Source organism: Streptomyces sp. NPDC050422, from assembly GCF_044458665.1.
Taxonomy (GTDB): Bacteria; Actinomycetota; Actinomycetes; order Streptomycetales; family Streptomycetaceae; genus Streptomyces.
In genome coordinates this window covers 1-15407 of sequence record NZ_JBITIE010000044.1, presented here as the reverse complement: position 1 = coordinate 15407, position 15407 = coordinate 1, and the positions used below count along the sequence as shown (strand labels likewise).

At 71.7% G+C, this 15407-nt stretch carries 14 protein-coding genes, 1 pseudogene and 1 riboswitch; of the genes and pseudogenes, 3 read left to right on the top strand and 12 right to left on the bottom strand.

Annotated elements, in window-relative coordinates; translation table 11 throughout:
* Nucleotides 1-18: 18 nt before the first annotated feature.
* From ACIBJG_RS38005 to ACIBJG_RS37965, 9 genes are all read right to left on the bottom strand, one after another.
* Complete coding sequence (locus ACIBJG_RS38005; RefSeq protein WP_399314819.1) at nucleotides 19-471, bottom strand: PH domain-containing protein; 453 nt, start codon at nucleotides 469-471, stop codon at nucleotides 19-21.
* Nucleotides 472-491: 20 nt separating this feature from the next.
* Nucleotides 492-1340 (bottom strand): ATP phosphoribosyltransferase, encoded by an 849-nt coding sequence (gene hisG, locus ACIBJG_RS38000; RefSeq protein ID WP_399314817.1) that lies wholly within the window; start codon nucleotides 1338-1340, stop codon nucleotides 492-494.
* Nucleotides 1341-1399: 59 nt separating this feature from the next.
* Nucleotides 1400-1672, bottom strand: a complete 273-nt coding sequence (locus ACIBJG_RS37995) for a phosphoribosyl-ATP diphosphatase (RefSeq protein WP_018524273.1) — start codon at nucleotides 1670-1672, stop codon at nucleotides 1400-1402.
* A gap of 35 nt (nucleotides 1673-1707) precedes the next feature.
* Nucleotides 1708-2193, bottom strand: coding sequence for a 6,7-dimethyl-8-ribityllumazine synthase (gene ribH, locus ACIBJG_RS37990; RefSeq protein WP_148016350.1), 486 nt, complete (start codon nucleotides 2191-2193; stop codon nucleotides 1708-1710).
* Between the two features lie 36 nt (nucleotides 2194-2229).
* Complete coding sequence (locus ACIBJG_RS37985) at nucleotides 2230-3528, bottom strand: bifunctional 3,4-dihydroxy-2-butanone-4-phosphate synthase/GTP cyclohydrolase II (RefSeq protein WP_399314815.1); 1299 nt, start codon at nucleotides 3526-3528, stop codon at nucleotides 2230-2232.
* Nucleotides 3525-4169: a nicotinamide riboside transporter PnuC gene (locus ACIBJG_RS37980; RefSeq protein WP_399314814.1), complete on the bottom strand. Its 645-nt coding sequence runs from the start codon at nucleotides 4167-4169 to the stop codon at nucleotides 3525-3527. The genes ACIBJG_RS37985 and ACIBJG_RS37980 overlap by 4 nt, the downstream gene beginning before the upstream one ends.
* Nucleotides 4166-4783, bottom strand: a complete 618-nt coding sequence (locus tag ACIBJG_RS37975) for a riboflavin synthase (RefSeq protein WP_399314812.1) — start codon at nucleotides 4781-4783, stop codon at nucleotides 4166-4168. The genes ACIBJG_RS37980 and ACIBJG_RS37975 overlap by 4 nt, the downstream gene beginning before the upstream one ends.
* The gene (gene ribD, locus ACIBJG_RS37970; protein WP_399314810.1) at nucleotides 4784-5884 is read right to left on the bottom strand and encodes a bifunctional diaminohydroxyphosphoribosylaminopyrimidine deaminase/5-amino-6-(5-phosphoribosylamino)uracil reductase RibD; all 1101 of its coding nucleotides are present in this window, start codon (nucleotides 5882-5884) and stop codon (nucleotides 4784-4786) included.
* A gap of 156 nt (nucleotides 5885-6040) precedes the next feature.
* Nucleotides 6041-6171: riboswitch (FMN riboswitch) on the bottom strand.
* A 554-nt stretch (nucleotides 6172-6725) separates the two neighbouring features.
* Entirely contained in the window at nucleotides 6726-7904 is a 1179-nt protein-coding gene (locus ACIBJG_RS37965; protein WP_399314808.1) for an ROK family protein, read from the bottom strand.
* A gap of 124 nt (nucleotides 7905-8028) precedes the next feature.
* Here ACIBJG_RS37965 and ACIBJG_RS37960 point away from each other — a divergent pair, with 124 nt between their 5' ends.
* Nucleotides 8029-9261, top strand: coding sequence for an MFS transporter (locus ACIBJG_RS37960; RefSeq protein WP_399314807.1), 1233 nt, complete (start codon nucleotides 8029-8031; stop codon nucleotides 9259-9261).
* 140 nt (nucleotides 9262-9401) lie between these two features.
* Nucleotides 9402-10796, top strand: a complete 1395-nt coding sequence (locus ACIBJG_RS37955; protein WP_399314806.1) for a uracil-xanthine permease family protein — start codon at nucleotides 9402-9404, stop codon at nucleotides 10794-10796.
* 6 nt (nucleotides 10797-10802) lie between these two features.
* On the opposite strand, the pseudogene ACIBJG_RS37950 reads toward ACIBJG_RS37955, so the two are convergent.
* Nucleotides 10803-11908 (bottom strand): annotated as a pseudogene (locus ACIBJG_RS37950) (glycoside hydrolase family 6 protein).
* A gap of 186 nt (nucleotides 11909-12094) precedes the next feature.
* On the opposite strand from ACIBJG_RS37950, the gene ACIBJG_RS37945 reads away from it, so the two are divergent.
* Nucleotides 12095-12790 carry a DUF5995 family protein gene (locus tag ACIBJG_RS37945; RefSeq protein ID WP_399314804.1) on the top strand — a complete coding sequence of 232 codons (696 nt, stop codon included), beginning with the start codon at nucleotides 12095-12097 and terminating at the stop codon, nucleotides 12788-12790.
* Between the two features lie 63 nt (nucleotides 12791-12853).
* Here the strand turns inward: ACIBJG_RS37945 and ACIBJG_RS37940 are convergent, their stop codons facing one another.
* Both ACIBJG_RS37940 and ACIBJG_RS37935 read right to left on the bottom strand, forming a co-directional pair.
* The gene (locus tag ACIBJG_RS37940; RefSeq protein ID WP_399314802.1) at nucleotides 12854-13786 is read right to left on the bottom strand and encodes a GNAT family N-acetyltransferase; all 933 of its coding nucleotides are present in this window, start codon (nucleotides 13784-13786) and stop codon (nucleotides 12854-12856) included.
* On the bottom strand, nucleotides 13783-15407 hold a 1625-nt coding region (locus ACIBJG_RS37935), incomplete at its 5' end, for a peptidase C14 (protein WP_399314799.1). The genes ACIBJG_RS37935 and ACIBJG_RS37940, both read right to left, overlap by 4 nt.

The window sequence follows — 15407 nt, the reverse complement described above, 5'->3', positions numbered from 1 at the left end:
CCCTGAGGGGCAGGGGGCTCAGCGGTTGTCCGTGCCGGTGCCGCGGTTCTCGGCGAGGGCGCGGAGCGTTCGGGCGTCGCGGATGGCCTGTGCCTTGGCGATTCCGGGCTGGATCCCGAGGGCGGGCATGCTGGTCCCGTCGCTGAGGTCGAGGAAGACCCACGGGTCGCCGGCGCGCAGGTTGACGCGGACGATCTCCGCCCAGGACAGCCGCCGGGTACGGGTGAGATTGACCACGGTCACCCCGCTCTCGTCCGCCACGATCTTGGGGCGGCTGAGCAGCGCCAGGACACCGAAGAAGAGCAGCGCGGCGAAGACGAAGCTGGCCCGCTCGCCCCCGCTGAGCTGTTCCAGGGCGAAGGCGACGACGGTGATGACGGCGAACATCGCCGCCCCGACGCTCAGCAGGACCACCCGCGTCAGGGTGGGCCGGAAGGTGACCGGCAGGGCGGGGAGTGCGGGGGCTGACATGGTCTTCTTCCGTCCGGCCGTCAGAGGCGGCAGGCGTGGATGGCCGTGGTGAGGATGGCACGCGCGCCGAGGTCGTACAGGTCGTCCATGATCCGCTGCGCCTCCTTGGCGGCGACCATGGACCGGACGGCGACCCAGCCCTCGTGGTGCAGCGGGGAGATCGTCGGCGACTCGAGGCCCGGGGTGAGGGCCACGGCGCGCTCCAGGTGCTCGACGCGGCAGTCGTAGTCCATCATCACGTAGCTGCGGGCCACCAGGACGCCCTGGAGGCGGCGCAGGAACTGCTGGACCTTGGGGTCGTCGTCGGGGGCGCCGGTACGGCGGATGACGACCGCCTCCGACTTCATGATCGGCTCGCCGATGACCTCGAGTCCGGCGTTGCGCAGGCTGGTGCCGGTCTCGACGACGTCGGCGATGATCTGGGCGACGCCGAGCTCGATGGCGGTCTCGACGGCGCCGTCGAGGTGGACGACGGAGGCGTTGACGCCGGTCTCGGCCAGGTGCTTGGCGACGATGCCCTCGTAGGAGGTGGCGATCGTCATGCCGTCGAAGTCCTGCGGGCCCGCAGCGGTGCCGGGCTTGGTGGCGTAGCGGAAGGTGGAGCGGGCGAAGCCGAGCTGGAGGATCTCCTCGGCTTCGGCGCCGGAGTCCAGCAGCAGGTCGCGACCGGTGATGCCGATGTCGAGGCGGCCGGAGCTGACGTAGATCGCGATGTCGCGCGGGCGCAGGTAGAAGAACTCGACCTGGTTCCCGGGGTCGACGAGGACGAGCTCCTTGGACTCCTTGCGCTGCTGGTAGCCCGCCTCATGGAGCATCGCCATCGCAGGCCCGGAGATAGCACCCTTGTTGGGGACGGCGATGCGCAGCATGAGGTCGGGTTTCCTTTGCGACAGGGGTCTGGGACGTCGGGCGGGTGCGAAGGTCGTACTCAGAGGTGGGCGTAGACGTCGTCGAGGGAGATTCCGCGCGCGACCATCATCACCTGGACGTGGTACAGCAGTTGCGAGATCTCCTCGGCGGCCGCGTCCTTGCTCTCGTGCTCGGCGGCCATCCAGACTTCGGCGGCCTCCTCGACGACCTTCTTGCCGATGGCATGCACGCCCTTGTCCACCAGTTCGGCGGTGCGGGAGGTGGAGGGGTCGCCGTTGGCGGCCTTGAGCTGCAGCTCGGCGAAGAGCTCTTCGAAGGTTTTGTTCGCCATGATGTCCTCAAGAATAAGGGGTGCCGGACCCGCACTCAGCGCCAGGGTTCGCTGACCGAGCGCAGTGTGGTGGCGGTGGCGACGGCGGCGGTGACCGCTTCGTGCCCCTTGTCCTCGTTGGACCCGTCCAGGCCGGCCCGGTCGAGTGCCTGCTCCTCCGTGTCACAGGTGAGGACACCGAAGCCGACGGGGACGCCGGTGTCGACGGCGACCTGGGTGAGGCCGTTGGTGACCCCGTGGGACACGTATTCGAAGTGCGGGGTGCCGCCGCGGATGATCACGCCGAGGGCGACGATCGCGTCGTAGCCGCGGCCGGCCAGCACCTTGGCGACGACCGGAAGCTCGAAGCTGCCGGGGACCCTCAGCAGGGTCGGCTCGTCGATGCCCAGCTCGTGCAGCGCGCGCAGTGCACCGTCGACGAGGCCGTCCATGACCTTCTCGTGCCACTGCGCCGCGACGACGGCGACGCGCAGGTCACCGCAGTTGCGTACGGACAGTTCGGGTGCGCCCTTGCCGCTCATGTCTCTCCTACTTCGTTCCGGATGCGTGCTGGTGTGTTACTGGTTGCCGCAGGTCGACGCGGTGGCGGCGTCGAGCCAGGGCAGGTCGTGGCCCATGCGGTCGCGCTTGGTGCGCAGGTAGCGCAGATTGTGCTCGCCCGCCTGGACGGGCATCGGCTCACGGCCGGTGACGGTCAGGCCGTGCCGCAGGATCGCGGCGGTCTTGTCGGGGTTGTTCGTCATGAGCCGCAGGCTGTGGACGCCGAGGTCCTTGAGGATCTGGGCGCCGGCCGCGTAGTCCCGGGCGTCGGCGGGCAGGCCGAGCTCCAGATTGGCGTCGAGGGTGTCGACGCCGCGCTCCTGCAGTTCGTACGCGCGCAGCTTGGACAGCAGTCCGATGCCACGGCCCTCGTGGCCGCGCAGATAGACGACGACGCCGCGGCCCTCCTCCGTGATCCGCCGCATCGAGGCCTGCAGCTGGGGGCCGCAGTCGCAGCGCTGGGACCGGAAGATGTCGCCGGTCAGGCACTCCGAGTGGACTCGGACCAGGACGTCCTCGCCGTCTCCGATGTCGCCGTGGACCAGGGCGACGTGCTCGACGCCGTCCACGGTGGAGCGGTAGCCGTACGCGGTGAAGGCGCCGAAGTCGGTCGGCAGCCGCACCTCGGCCTCACGGCGGACGGTCGGCTCGGAGGTTCGCCGATAGGCGATCAGGTCCTCGATGGAGATGATCGTCAGCCCGTGCTTGCGGGCGAACGGGACCAGCTGCGGCAGCCGCAGCATGACGCCGTCCTCCCCCGCGATCTCGACGATCGCCCCGGCGGGCCGCAGGCCGGCGAGCCGGGCGAGGTCGACGGCGGCCTCGGTGTGGCCGTTGCGCACGAGTACGCCGCCGGAGCGGGCGCGCAACGGGAAGACGTGGCCGGGGCGCACGAAGTCGCCGGGGCCGGCCGCGCCGCCCGCGAGCAGCCGGAGCGTGATGGCCCGATCGGCGGCGGAGATGCCGGTGCTCACGCCGTGGGCGGCCGAGGCGTCGACGGAGACAGTGAAGGCGGTCTTCATCGACTCCGTGTTGTGCGCGACCATCTGCGGCAGTTCGAGCCGTTCCAGCTCGTCGTTCTCCATGGGCGCGCAGATGAGTCCGCGGCACTCGCTCATCATGAAGGCGACGATCTCGGGCGTTGCCTTCTCGGCGGCGATGACGAGGTCGCCCTCGTTCTCCCGGTCCTCGTCGTCGACGACCACGACGGGCCGGCCGGCGGCGATGTCACGGATGGCCTGCTCGACGGGGTCGAGGGAGAGGTCCTCGGCGGGTGCTTCGTGATCGCGGTGCAACCAGGTGGGCTGGGCAGTCATGCCGTGGCTCCTTTCAGAGCGGGTGTCCGCGTACGCAGCCACCAGTCGCGCATGCCCCACAGGACGAGGGCCCCGTAGACGACGTAGATGAGACCGGAGAAGGCGAGACCGCTGTGGAAGTTGAGCGGTACGCCGACCAGGTCGACGAGGAGCCAGGCGAACCAGAACTCGACCATGCCGCGGGCCTGGGCGAGCATCGCCACGAGAGTTCCGGCGAATATGTACGCGTCCGCCCACGGGCTCCAGGAGAGCGAGGGGAACGCGGTGAACAGGCCGCCGACCGCCAGGGTGCCGAGAGCGGCGCCGCCGAGCAGGTAGCCGCGCTCGCGCCAGGTGGCGAACCGTACGGCGATGGAGCCGTCCTGGGCCTGCTGCCGGCCGCGGGACCACTGCTGCCAGCCCCAGACGGCCACGGCGATGACGATGACCTGCTTGCCGACGCTGCCCGCCTGGTGGACGGAGACGTTGGCGGCGACCAGCACCGCGCCGGACAGGAGCTGGGCGGGCCAGGTCCAGATCGAGCGGAGCCAGCCCAGGGTCAGGGCGATCAGACCGATCGTGTTGCCGATCATGTCGGACCAGATGATGTGCTGGTCGAAGACGGTGAACGCCTCCGAGTTCAGCCAGTGCAGGGCGCTCACTTCGCCGTCTCCCCCGGTTCCTGCGCCGAGTTGCCGAGCAGCCGCTCGACGTACTTCGCGATGACGTCCACCTCCAGGTTGACCGGGTCGCCGGGCCCCTTGATGCCGAGCGTGGTCAGGGCGAGGGTGGTGGGAATGAGGCTGATGGTGAAGTAGTCGGGTCCGGCGTCCACCACGGTCAGGCTCACGCCGTCGACGGTGATCGAACCCTTCTCCACCACGTAGCGGGTCAGGTCCGCCGGCAGGGAGATCTTCACGATCTCCCAGTTCTCGGAGATCTTGCGTTCGACGATGCGGCCCGTGCCGTCGACGTGCCCCTGGACGATGTGTCCGCCGAGCCGGCCGCCGAGCGCCATCGGGCGCTCCAGGTTGACCCGGGAGCCGGTCGCCAGTGCGCCGAGGCTGGAGCGGTTCAGGGTCTCGGCCATCACATCGGCGGTGAACTCGTGCTCGCCGAGGTCGACGACGGTCAGGCAGACGCCGTTGACGGCGATCGAGTCACCGTGCTTGGCGCCCTCGGTGACGACGGGCCCGCGCAGGCGGAATCGTGAGGCATCGTCGAGCTTCTCGACGGCGGTGACCTCACCCAGTTCTTCGACAATTCCGGTGAACACTCAGTTTTCCTTCCGGGCGGGGCCGGGGACGGCGGTGATGCGCAGATCGGGGCCGATGCGAACGGTCTCGGTCACATCGAGGCGCAACGCCTGCGTGATGGTGGAGATTCCGGCGTCGGCGAGGGCCGCCGGGCCTGCGCCGAGGAGTACGGGGGCGAGATAGCCGACGACCTTGTCGACGAGTCCTGCCGCGACGAAGGCGCCGGCCAGGGTCGGGCCGCCTTCGAGGAGCACGGCACGGACGCCACGTCCATGGAGGGCGGCGAGGAGGGCGGCGAGGTCCAGTCCCGGGCCGTCGGCCGCGCGTGGCAGCCGCAGGACGGCGTCGTCGGGGAGGTGGCGGGCGTCGGCGTCATCGGCGACGGCGACCACGGTGGGCGCGGTGGCGTCGAGGACCCGGGCTCCCTGCCGTACGGCGGTGGCAGCCGTGTCGACGACGACCCGCAGCGGCTGGACGGCGCCGTCGATGCCCCGTACACCGAGCTGAGGGTCGTCGGTACGGGCCGTGCCGGAGCCGACGACGACGGCATCCACTTCGGCGCGCAGCCGGTGGACGTCGGCGCGGGACTCGGCCGAGGTGATCCAGCGGCTGGTGGCGTCGGCCGCCGCGATCCGGCCGTCCAGGGTCGCCGCGTACTTCCAGGTCACGTGGGGACGCCCGAGGCGCACCGAGGTCAGCCAGGCGGCGTTGACCGCTTCGGCCTCCTCGACGAGCAGGCCCTGCTCGGCCGTGATCCCGGCGGCGCGCAGGGTGTCCGCACCGCCGGTGGCCTGCGGGTTCGGGTCACCGACCGCGTACACGACGCGGGCGATTCCGGCCTCGATGAGCGCCTGCGCACAGGGGCCCGTGCGACCGGTGTGGTTACAGGGTTCCAGGGTGACGTAGGCGGTGCCGCCACGGGCCTTCTCGCCGGCCGCGCGCAGGGCGTGCACCTCGGCGTGCGGCCCGCCGGCGCGCTGGTGGAAGCCCTCGCCCACGGGGTGCCCCGTGGCGTCGAGGACGACGCATCCGACGACCGGATTGGGGCTGGTGGAGCCGAGACCGCGGGCGGCGAGCGTGATGGCTCGGCGCATGGCGGTGATGTCGGCTGCGGTGTCCACCGGGTCCTCCTGCCTCTTCGGGCACGGACTCCGGGGCCTGTCGATGACGACAGATGAAGCGGGACGCGGAACAGGGACGCCGAATGCCCGAAAAAACGGACGGATCGGTCGCCCGAAAACCATCCGCCGACGGCGGCGTACCCGCGAAACGGCCCGCCGCGCACTGCCTCCCATCCGGACTTTAACCGTCGGTCCAGGAATCCCACCTGGTCAACCGGCCGCTGGATGCGGACGGGTCGCGGACTATAACCGCCGGTTCGGAATTGCACCGACCCCGGAGTGCGCTGCTGCTGGTACACGATCAGTGTGCCACGAGCGGCCGTGACCCATACGGGCGAACGCTGTGGAGTGGCTCACAAACGGGCTGTGACACGGGGTTCTGTGGCGCGGGCTCTTGTCCTCAAGCGCCGGACGGGCTTGGTGTGTGCGGGTTGCCCCGCGAGGTGCGCCGTGGCCCGGTGGGTGGGGGTCCGGGGTCCCTCCAGGGCGTCTCCTCAAACGACGAACGTTCCGCGGGTACGCAGCGGACCCGGGTATCCGTTCGTCGTCCTGCGGGGACTCCCCTGCACGCCCCCGGACCCGGCCGTCCTGCGTCTGCGACAGCAGTGACACCGGCGTGCAGACGCGACTGATGCCGGGTGGGGGCGTGCAGGGGAGTCCCCGCAGAAAATGGCGTACGACCCGGGTACAGGTTCGTCGTCGGGTGCACACGCCATTTTTGAGGAGTCTCCCCGGAGGGCCCCCACCCCCACCCACGGACGTGACGCGCACCCGCGGGGGACCCGCACACAAGCCTGTCCGGCGATTGAGGACGGAACCCCCGCCCCGGACCGGGGCATACTCACACCGCCGGGGCGAACAACGCGTCCTGGGCCGCCTCACGGGCGGAAAGCACCGCGCCGCGCAGGACCGCGGTGCCGCCGAGCAGGCCCGCCCTGACCTCGGTGCGCAGCGGGGACATCATGGCCAGCCGCTCCTCGACCCGCGCGGCCAGCGCCTCGCCGCCCGCATGGCCGACCTCGCCCGCCAGCAGGACACAGCCCGGGTCGAGGACGGAGGCGACGGCGGCGACGCCGAGAGCGAGGCGGTCGGCGAGCGTGTCGAGGAAGGCCTCGGAGTCGCCCTCCCCGACCAGGGCCGCGCGTACGGCCGCCGAGGCACCGGGCTCCTGCCCGACGGCCGGGGCGATGATGCCATGGGCGGCGGCCAGTTCAACGAGTGGCGCCGACCCCACCAGGGAGTGGAAGCCGCCGTCGCAGTTCACGGCGGACGGGGTCCCGATCGTGCCGGGTACCGGCAGGAAGCCGATCTCGCCCGCGCCGCCCGAGGCGCCGCGGCGCAGTTTCCCGTCCAGCATGACGGCCGCGCCGACGCCGTGGCCGAGCCAGAGCAGGACGAAGGTGTCGCGGTCCTGGGCCGCTCCGACGCGGTGTTCGGCGACGGCGGCGAGATTGGTCTCGTTCTCCACGAGCACGGTCGCGGGCAGCCTCTGCTGGAGCGCCCGGACCAGCCTGCGGTGCCAGGCGGGCAAGCCGGTGGTGTCCCGCAACTCCCCGGTGACCGGGTCGATCAGCCCGGGGGCGCCGATACCGACGCTGTGCAGCGGCGCCGTGCCGGCTGTGCTCGCTGTCCGTTCCAGCAGGGCGACGGCCTGTTCGACGGCGTCGTCGGCGGCGGTGTCGCTGCCGATCGGCAGGGTGGTCTCGGCGAGGGTCACGCCCAGCAGGTCGGCGACGACCACGGCGACGCTGTCGGTGCGTACGTCGAGACCGGCCAGGTGGGCGCGGTCGGCGACGATGCCGTAGAGGCGGGCATTGGGTCCGCGGCGCTCGGCCCCCGTCTCGCCGACCACCTTGATCAGTCCCGCGCCCTGCAGCCGTTCGACCAGGTCGGCGACGGTGGGCCGGGAGAGCCCGGTCAGGATCTTCAACTGGGTGGCCGTCAGCGGGCCGTCCTGCTGGAGAAGGCGCAGGGCGAGCCGGTCGTTGATGGCCCTCGCGGTGCTCGGTGATGCGGGCATGCCGGGATCCTTCCAGATCACCGCCGCGGTGCAGGACCGTGCGGTCTATTTATCAGGCAGGGTTCCTGATAGTTTACTGCCCGCATCGTGGCGAACAGGGATTCCCAGGGGAGGGCACGGCGGTATGACGACAAATTCCACGGCTACGGTCTTCGGAGCACAAGAGGTGCGGCGGGCCAGGTACGCCGTCGCCGCGGTCTTCACCGTGCACGGGGCGGTGACCGGCAGCTTCGCCACCCGGGTGCCCTGGATCCAGGACCATGCGGGGGTCAGCGCCGGGCAGCTCGGCATCGCCCTGGCCTTCCCGGCGATCGGCGCCTCGCTCGCGATGCCACTCGCCGGAACGGTCAGTCACCGCTTCGGCGCCAGGACCGCGCTGCGTGGGCTGCTGGCCACGTGGACCCTGGCCCTGATCCTGCCCGCCCTGGCCCCGAACCTGCTGACGCTGTGCGCGGCGCTGTTCGTGTACGGAGCGTCGGCGGGCATGTCGGACGTGGCCATGAACGCGCTCGGTGTCGAGGTGGAGAACCGCCTCGACAAGTCGATCATGTCCGGGCTGCACGGGATGTGGAGCGTGGGAGCCCTCATCGGTTCGGCGGCGGGCACCGTGGCCGCGCACCTGGGGGCCGACGCCCGACTGCACCACACGATCGCCGCACTCGTCCTCACCGCCCTCGGCCTGATCGCCTGTCAGCAGGTGCTGGACCTGCACAGCGAACCGGACGAGGAGCCGCCGCCGCGCTTCGCTCTGCCGCCGAAGTCGGCGCTGATCATCGGCGCCGTCGGCTTCTGCGCGGTCTTCGCCGAGGGCGCCAGCCTGGACTGGTCGGCGGTCTACCTGCGGGACGTGCTGGACAGTTCGGCGGGGCTGGCGGCCGCGTCGACGACCGCGTTCGCCCTGACCATGGCCATCGCGCGGATCGCCGGCGACCGGATCGTCGACCGCTTCGGTGCGGTGCGGACCGTACGGACCGGCGGCGTCCTCGCGACGGCCGGCGGGGTGATGGTGGTCACCGCCCCGAACGCGGCCCTGGCCATGTCCGGTTTCGGAATGATGGGGCTCGGCATCGCCGTGGTCGTGCCGCTCGCCTTCGCGGCGGCCGGGCGCAGCGGCCCGAACCCGAGCCAGGCGATCGCGGGCGTCGCGACGATCACGTACACCTCGGGACTCATCGCGCCCTCGGCCATCGGCTCCCTGGCCGAGGCCACCTCGCTCGTCGTCTCGTTCGGTGTGGTGTCGGTGCTGGCGTTCGGGCTGGTGCTCGGCGCCGGGGTCCTTCGGGGCGCCGACCGAAAGCCCGTGGCGTCCTCGGACGCCGGCGCCGGGAGCAAGGCGGCGACGGAGCCGCACTCCTGAAGCACGGTGGGCCGTCCGGTGTGCCCGGAGCCCGCCCAAGAGGGCGTCCCGTTCCGGCACTAACATGGCGCTGATCTTTTCCGCGGTGGCGCCGTGTCCGACGAGGCACCGGTCTCCGCATCTACACACAGGGAGCAACCATGGGCGGCCTCGGCGTGCGCTGGACCTTGCACGGCGACGGGAAAACGCCCGCACCGGGTGCGGTGGTCCGCCCGGACGAGCGGCTCACCTGGCCCAGGACCTTCGGGCTCGGCGCCCAGCACGTGGTCGCCATGTTCGGCGCGTCGTTCGTGGCTCCGGTCCTCATGGGCCTGGACCCGAACCTGGCGATCATGATGTCGGGTGTCGCCACGGCCATCTTCCTGCTGGCCACGCGCGGCCAGGTGCCCAGCTACCTGGGCTGTTCGCTCTCCTTCGTCGGGGTCGCCGCGACGATCCGGGCCAGTGGCGGCAGCAGCGCGGTCGTCACCGGCGCGGTGCTCGTCGTCGGCGCGGTGCTCTTCCTCGCCGGTCTCGCGGTGCAGCGCTTCGGCGCGCGCATCATCCATGCGGCCATGCCGCCGGTGGTGACGGGCGCGGTCGTCATGCTGATCGGGTTCAACCTGGCGCCGGTGACCGCGTCGACGTACTGGCCTCAGGACCAGTGGACCGCCCTGCTGGTGATGCTGTTCACCGGACTGGCCGTGGTCTGTCTGCGCGGCTTTTTCTCCCGTATCGCGATCTTCCTCGGTCTCGTCTTCGGTTACGTCCTGTCCTGGGTCCTGGACCGCGTCTTCGGGAAGATCCACTCGCCGGCCGGCGGGGCCGAGGCCGTGGACCACTGGCGGCTGGACCTGTCAGGTGTGGGGAAGGCCGACTGGGTCGGGCTGCCGTCGTTCCACGCCCCGAGCTTCGAATGGTCCGCGATCCTGGTCGCGCTGCCCGTCGTCATCGCGCTGATCGCCGAGAACGCGGGTCACGTGAAGGCCGTCGGCGAGATGACCGGCCGTTCCCTGGACAGCAAGCTGGGCACCGCGATCGCCGCGGACGGTGCCGCCTCGATGCTGTCGACCGCTGTGGGCGGGCCGCCGAACACGACGTACTCCGAGAACATCGGGGTGATGGCCGCGACGCGGGTCTACTCCACCGCCGCCTACTGGGCGGCCGCCTGCTTCGCCCTGCTGTTCGGCCTGTGCCCCAAGTTCGGTGCGGTCGTCGCCGCCATCCCCGGTGGGGTGCTCGGCGGGATCACCGTGATCCTCTACGGCATGATCGGGCTGCTCGGAGCCCAGATCTGGCTCAACGCCAAGGTGGACCTGCGCAATCCGCTGAATCTGGTGCCGGCCGCCGCGGGCATCATCATCGGCGTCGGCGGGGTCAGCCTGAAGATCTCCGACAACTTCGAGCTCAGCGGGATCGCGCTCGGCACCATCGTCGTGATCACCGGCTATCACGTGCTGCGGGCCTTCGCCCCGGCCCATCTGAAGACGCAGGAACCCCTTCTGGACTCCGGCACGTCCGCGTACGACGAGGAGCCGCCGGCCTCCGGGGCGTGAAACCTGTCAGCCGGTGGCCAGCTGGTAGGCGTAGTCGGGGGTGAACGACCCTGCCGCGCCCTTGCAGCCGTCGGACTCGCCGGGCAGTTTCACCCACAGGTAGGCGTCGATACGGGACTCCCCGTGTCGGTCGTGGGTGTCCGGCCCAACGCCCGGCCCGCCGGATCGCACCACTCGCCGGCCTCGGGCGCTCCGTTCCCGTTGCGGCTGGTGTCGATGACGGCGCCGAGACGGGCCGGGCCGCCGAGTGCGGCCAGTACGCGGCGGGCGTAGGCGGCCTCGTCGGTGGTGCGGTGGAAGTTCGACACGTTGGTGAAGATGCCGTCGCTGCTGCTCGCCGCGCCCGCCGCCCGTAGTGCCGCGGCCTGCTTCGAGGCCGCGTGCCAGCCCGAGTGACCGCCGTCGAAGTAGACCCTGGCCTTCGGGTTCGCCGCGTGCAGGGTGCGGCCGGCCCGGGCCAGTGAGGCGTAGCGCGCCGCCCGGTCGCCGGACTGGAGGCAGTCGGCGAGGGCGATGGCGTCGGGTTCCAGGATCACGATCACCGGCCCGGCGCCGAGCCCTGCCGCGAATTGCCGTATCCACGCGTCGTACTCCGCGAGGCCGGGCGCCCCGCCCTGGGACGCCCCTCCGCAGTCACGGTCGGGAATGGCGTAGGGCACGAGCACCGGCGTCCGGCCCGCTCGGGCCGCCGCCGCGGTCACCGACCGGACCTGACCGGTGACGGCGCCGGGGTTGTAGGCCGCGAACCGGACGGCGGCGGGCTGCGCCGCGATCCGCGTCGCGATCAGCGGGCGACGCGGGTCGTCGTGGTGGGCAGCGACCCAGTCCAGGACCTGGCAGGCAGGGTGTCGGTAGAGCCGGTCGGCCGGCGGGGTCGCCACGCTGCGGGATGACGGCTTCTTCGTCGGGCGGGGCGTACGCGAGACGGTGGGCGCCGGTGCGGACGGGCTCGGCGAGGTGGCCGTCGGGCTCGGTACGGCGGGCAGGGGCGCCACCGTCGGCGACGCCGTGGTGTCGGGGCGGGCGGCGGTCCGGTCCCCTTCCTCCGCGACGGCGGAGAGCACACCGGCTGCTGTGCCGGCGGCCACCTCGGCCGACGCGACGGCAGCCATGGTCTGGCGGCGTGCCCGGCGCCTGCGTTGCCTGGACTCGGCCCGTGCGACACGGCGTTGTGTACGTACGCCCGACACTCCGTGTTCCCCTCCCCGGGCCCCGGCGGTGCTGCCCTCGTTACCCCATTCCGATGAACCGACGGCTCCCGGGTGCCACGGCGAGCCTACGGCTGGGACGCTGCCCCCATGGCGCAGTTCGAGCAGTTGGAGCAAGTCGCGAACGGGCCCGCCGCCGAGCCCGCGCGGACCGGTACGGGCACGGTGATCGAGCGGATGCACGCGTTCCGTCCGTCGTCGGGCCGGGGCGAGGACGGGGTCGCCGTCTTCCACCGCGTCTATCTCGCCGCGCAGGGCGGGCCGGGCGGCGAGGCCGGGGCGGCGTCCGGCGTGCTGGCGGTGCGCCTGGCGGAACGGTATCTGTCCGCCGTCGACACTGCGGCGGCCGGCCACCGGATCCCGGACTGCTGGCGCCCGCTGTTCCAGTACCGGCGCCACCCGGGCGTACGGCCGCTGCAGTTCGCCCTCGCGGGCCTGAACGCGCATGCCGGCCACGATCTCGCGCTCGCCGTCGTCGACACCTGTCGTACGCTCCGCTGCGCTCCGACGGACCTGGAGGAGGAGTTCGACCGGGTGGGCGATCTCCTGCTGATGCTGGAGGAGCGGATCGGCGAGGATCTGATGCCGGAGCGGCCTGCCGTCACCGATCCGCTCACCCATCTGGTGGGCAGCTGGAATCTGGAGCGCGCTCGCGAGGCCGCTTGGTCGGCGGCCCGGGTGCTGTGGCGGCTGCGTGAAGTGCCGTCGCTGGCAGCGGAGTTCGGGCAGCAGCTGGATGCGGGGGCGGGGCTGGTCGGGCGCTGTCTGCTCACGCCCTGCCGCTGACCGTGCCCCGCCGCCAAGTCCCCTACGGCGCGTTAAACAGGAGCGGTTGAGCAAAGCGGTTGATCAGAAGCAGTCGCCGTACCAGTGGACGGCGCCGGGCGCCGTGACCGTCGCCCGCACGGATGCGGCGGTGGCATGCAACGGCCGTGCCATTCCCGTGTGTTCCGTCACCTGGCGGGCATCGGCCAGCAGGGCGGGAAGGGCGGACGTCACCCCCGGAGCGCCGGGGATCCGCACCCGGGCCCGGGTCAGCCCCGCCGCCCGGCTCCGCGAACCGACGGCGGCGAACAGGGCCCCCAGGCACTCGACCGCACCCGCGAACTCGCGCACCTCCACGCAGTCCCCCGCGTGCTGCGCCACGATCCAGCCGGTGAGCGCCCCGGTGGCGGGATCCACCGCCACGAGCGGCCGCTCGGCGGGGCCGTACCAGGCGGGCACCCGCACCGCCCAGTCGCCGGGTTCGCGCAGCGAAGTGAGCGGCCGGTTCGCGTTGTACGTGTGGTGCAGTGCCGCCACCTCCACGGCGTCCTCCGGTGTGGCCTCACGGACCGGGAAGGCGGCGGGGGCGGCCGGGGCCGCGAGTGCCCCCTCGGTGTACGTGCTCGCGAACTCCTCCCATCCCGAACTCCGGTACACGCCGGGCGTCCCGGTGAACAGCAGGGACCAGGCGCACTGTTCGGCGGTCATGGTGCGTTCGGCCGCCGCGAGCAGCAGCCTGATCAGCCCCCTCCCCCGGGCCTCGGGGCGGGTGGCGACGCTGCCGATGCCACCGACGCGCTGCGGGGTGCCCGCAGCGTCGCGGATCGGCCTCGGTACGTAGACGACGACCGCGTCGATCCCGTCCCCTTCGGCGTTCTCGGCGACGAACGTGTGCCGGTGGCGTTCCGGGTCGAGGCCGTGCAGATCCAGGAGGTGCGGGGCGGCGAAGCACCGGCGCCACAGGGCGGCCAGGGCGGGATCGTCGGCGGTGGTCGCCGTGCGGACGACGGCGTTCACAGGACGAGGTTCCCGTCCGTGCGCACCGTGTCGCCGGGCGGAGGCATCGCGCTTCGCCGGGTGCCGTCCTCGACGCACGCGGTGTGCAGGACCGACCGGAGGGCGTCGGGGGCGAGGTGGAGGGTGCCGCCGGTGAAGCGGCTGCCGGTGGCCGCGTAGTGGTTCGCGCCCTCGGCGATGCGGATGTGCGCGGTGTCGGCCCCCGTGACCGTGCTGCCCAGACCGGTGATGTCCCAGGTCACCTCCCCCGGGCCGGCCGCGCGGCCGAGCAGCGCCTTGGCCTTGTTACTGCCCGTGAACCGGGCGCCGCCGGTCACGGTGATCCGCTGGTCGCGCACCCCGCTGAGCTCGATGCCTGTGTTGTCGTACGTACCACCGTCGATCCGCAGGTTCGCGGAACCGACCGAGAGCGGGGCCGCGTTCTCGGCGCCGGTGACGGTGCAGTCGGTGAAGTGGACGGGGCCCGCACCGCGCAGGATCGCGCCGTCGACGCCCTGGAACGTGCAGCGTACGAAGTGGACCGGCGCGGTGACCGGTGTCTGGACGAGGACGGCACCGGCAGGCGGTTCGAAGGAGCAGTCGCTGACGGTGGTCGGACGGGTGGAGCGGGCGGAGCGCTGGGCGACGGCGAAGGTCTTCGCGGTGCAGCCGCGCACCTGGGCCCCGTCGGCGTTCACGGTGAGGGTGCCGGCCCGGTCGAAGGTGGGGCGCGCGATCACCGTGATGTCCTCCAGCGTCAGATCCGTGATCTTCGTGTTGGCGGTGAACCAGGAGCATACGTGTCCGCGCACGGTGATCCGCTTGGCGGATATGCCCCACTGGGCGCCGGAGTTGGCAATGTCCATCAGCCCCGAGTTGCCGTCGAAGAGCAGGTCGTGCTCGTACTGGCCGTGGGTGGTGAAGGGGTTGCCGCCCGCGTCGTCGCCGTCGCCGTGGCAGTTCACGACGGTGCAGTAGGCGGAGGCGGTGAGGTCGTTGAGGTGGCGCACATTACTGGTCGTGCAGTCGGCGACGCGTCCGTACAGGCAGTAGATCTGCTGGGTGAGGTAGCCCGCGCCGCCGTACTCGACGGTGGGCGGGTTCTTCAGCGAGCAGTCCTCGGTGCGGAAGCGGGTGCACCAACGGCGCATGATGACCGGCCAGAAGGTACCGGTGGCGTGAATGCCGGAGACGTCGCAGCCGACGGCGTACTCGAAGCTGACGGGGTGGGAGCCGGTGTACTCGTCGCTCCCCGCGCCTTCGAAGACCATGTTGCGGATGTGGGTGTTGCGGACGGGCTCGATCCTGGTCCAGGTGAGGGTGCGGCCGGCGGCGAGTTCCCAGCCGTTGAGGTAGCCGATCCGGATGTGGCCCCCGCCGACGATCTCGGTGATCTCGACCAGCTTCTGCAGCTCGCGCTCGTCACCGCCGCCGCCCGCGACGGGGTCGACCTGCACGGCCCACCACTGGCCGACCTCGAACGCCTCGGCGTCGGGGACGGGGAAGGTGTCGGTGAGTTCGACGACCTCGGCGGAGAGCGCGTGTCTGACGGTGGTGTCGGTGGGGGTGCCGCGGAAGGAGAGGACGGCGCCGAAGGGGTTGTCGTGGGTGTTCTTCTCGATGCCGGTGGTGTGGATGTGGT

Coding starts and splice junctions, on each gene's coding strand:
- ACIBJG_RS38005 (WP_399314819.1), bottom strand. CDS start 471: ATGTCAGCCCCCGCACTCCCCGCCCTGCCGGTCACCTTCCGGCCCACC.
- ACIBJG_RS37945 (WP_399314804.1), top strand. CDS start 12,095: ATGGCGCAGTTCGAGCAGTTGGAGCAAGTCGCGAACGGGCCCGCCGCC.
- ACIBJG_RS37955 (WP_399314806.1), top strand. CDS start 9,402: ATGGGCGGCCTCGGCGTGCGCTGGACCTTGCACGGCGACGGGAAAACG.
- ACIBJG_RS37960 (WP_399314807.1), top strand. CDS start 8,029: ATGACGACAAATTCCACGGCTACGGTCTTCGGAGCACAAGAGGTGCGG.
- ribH (WP_148016350.1), bottom strand. CDS start 2,193: ATGAGCGGCAAGGGCGCACCCGAACTGTCCGTACGCAACTGCGGTGAC.
- ACIBJG_RS37995 (WP_018524273.1), bottom strand. CDS start 1,672: ATGGCGAACAAAACCTTCGAAGAGCTCTTCGCCGAGCTGCAGCTCAAG.
- hisG (WP_399314817.1), bottom strand. CDS start 1,340: ATGCTGCGCATCGCCGTCCCCAACAAGGGTGCTATCTCCGGGCCTGCG.
- ACIBJG_RS37965 (WP_399314808.1), bottom strand. CDS start 7,904: ATGCCCGCATCACCGAGCACCGCGAGGGCCATCAACGACCGGCTCGCC.
- ACIBJG_RS37985 (WP_399314815.1), bottom strand. CDS start 3,528: ATGACTGCCCAGCCCACCTGGTTGCACCGCGATCACGAAGCACCCGCC.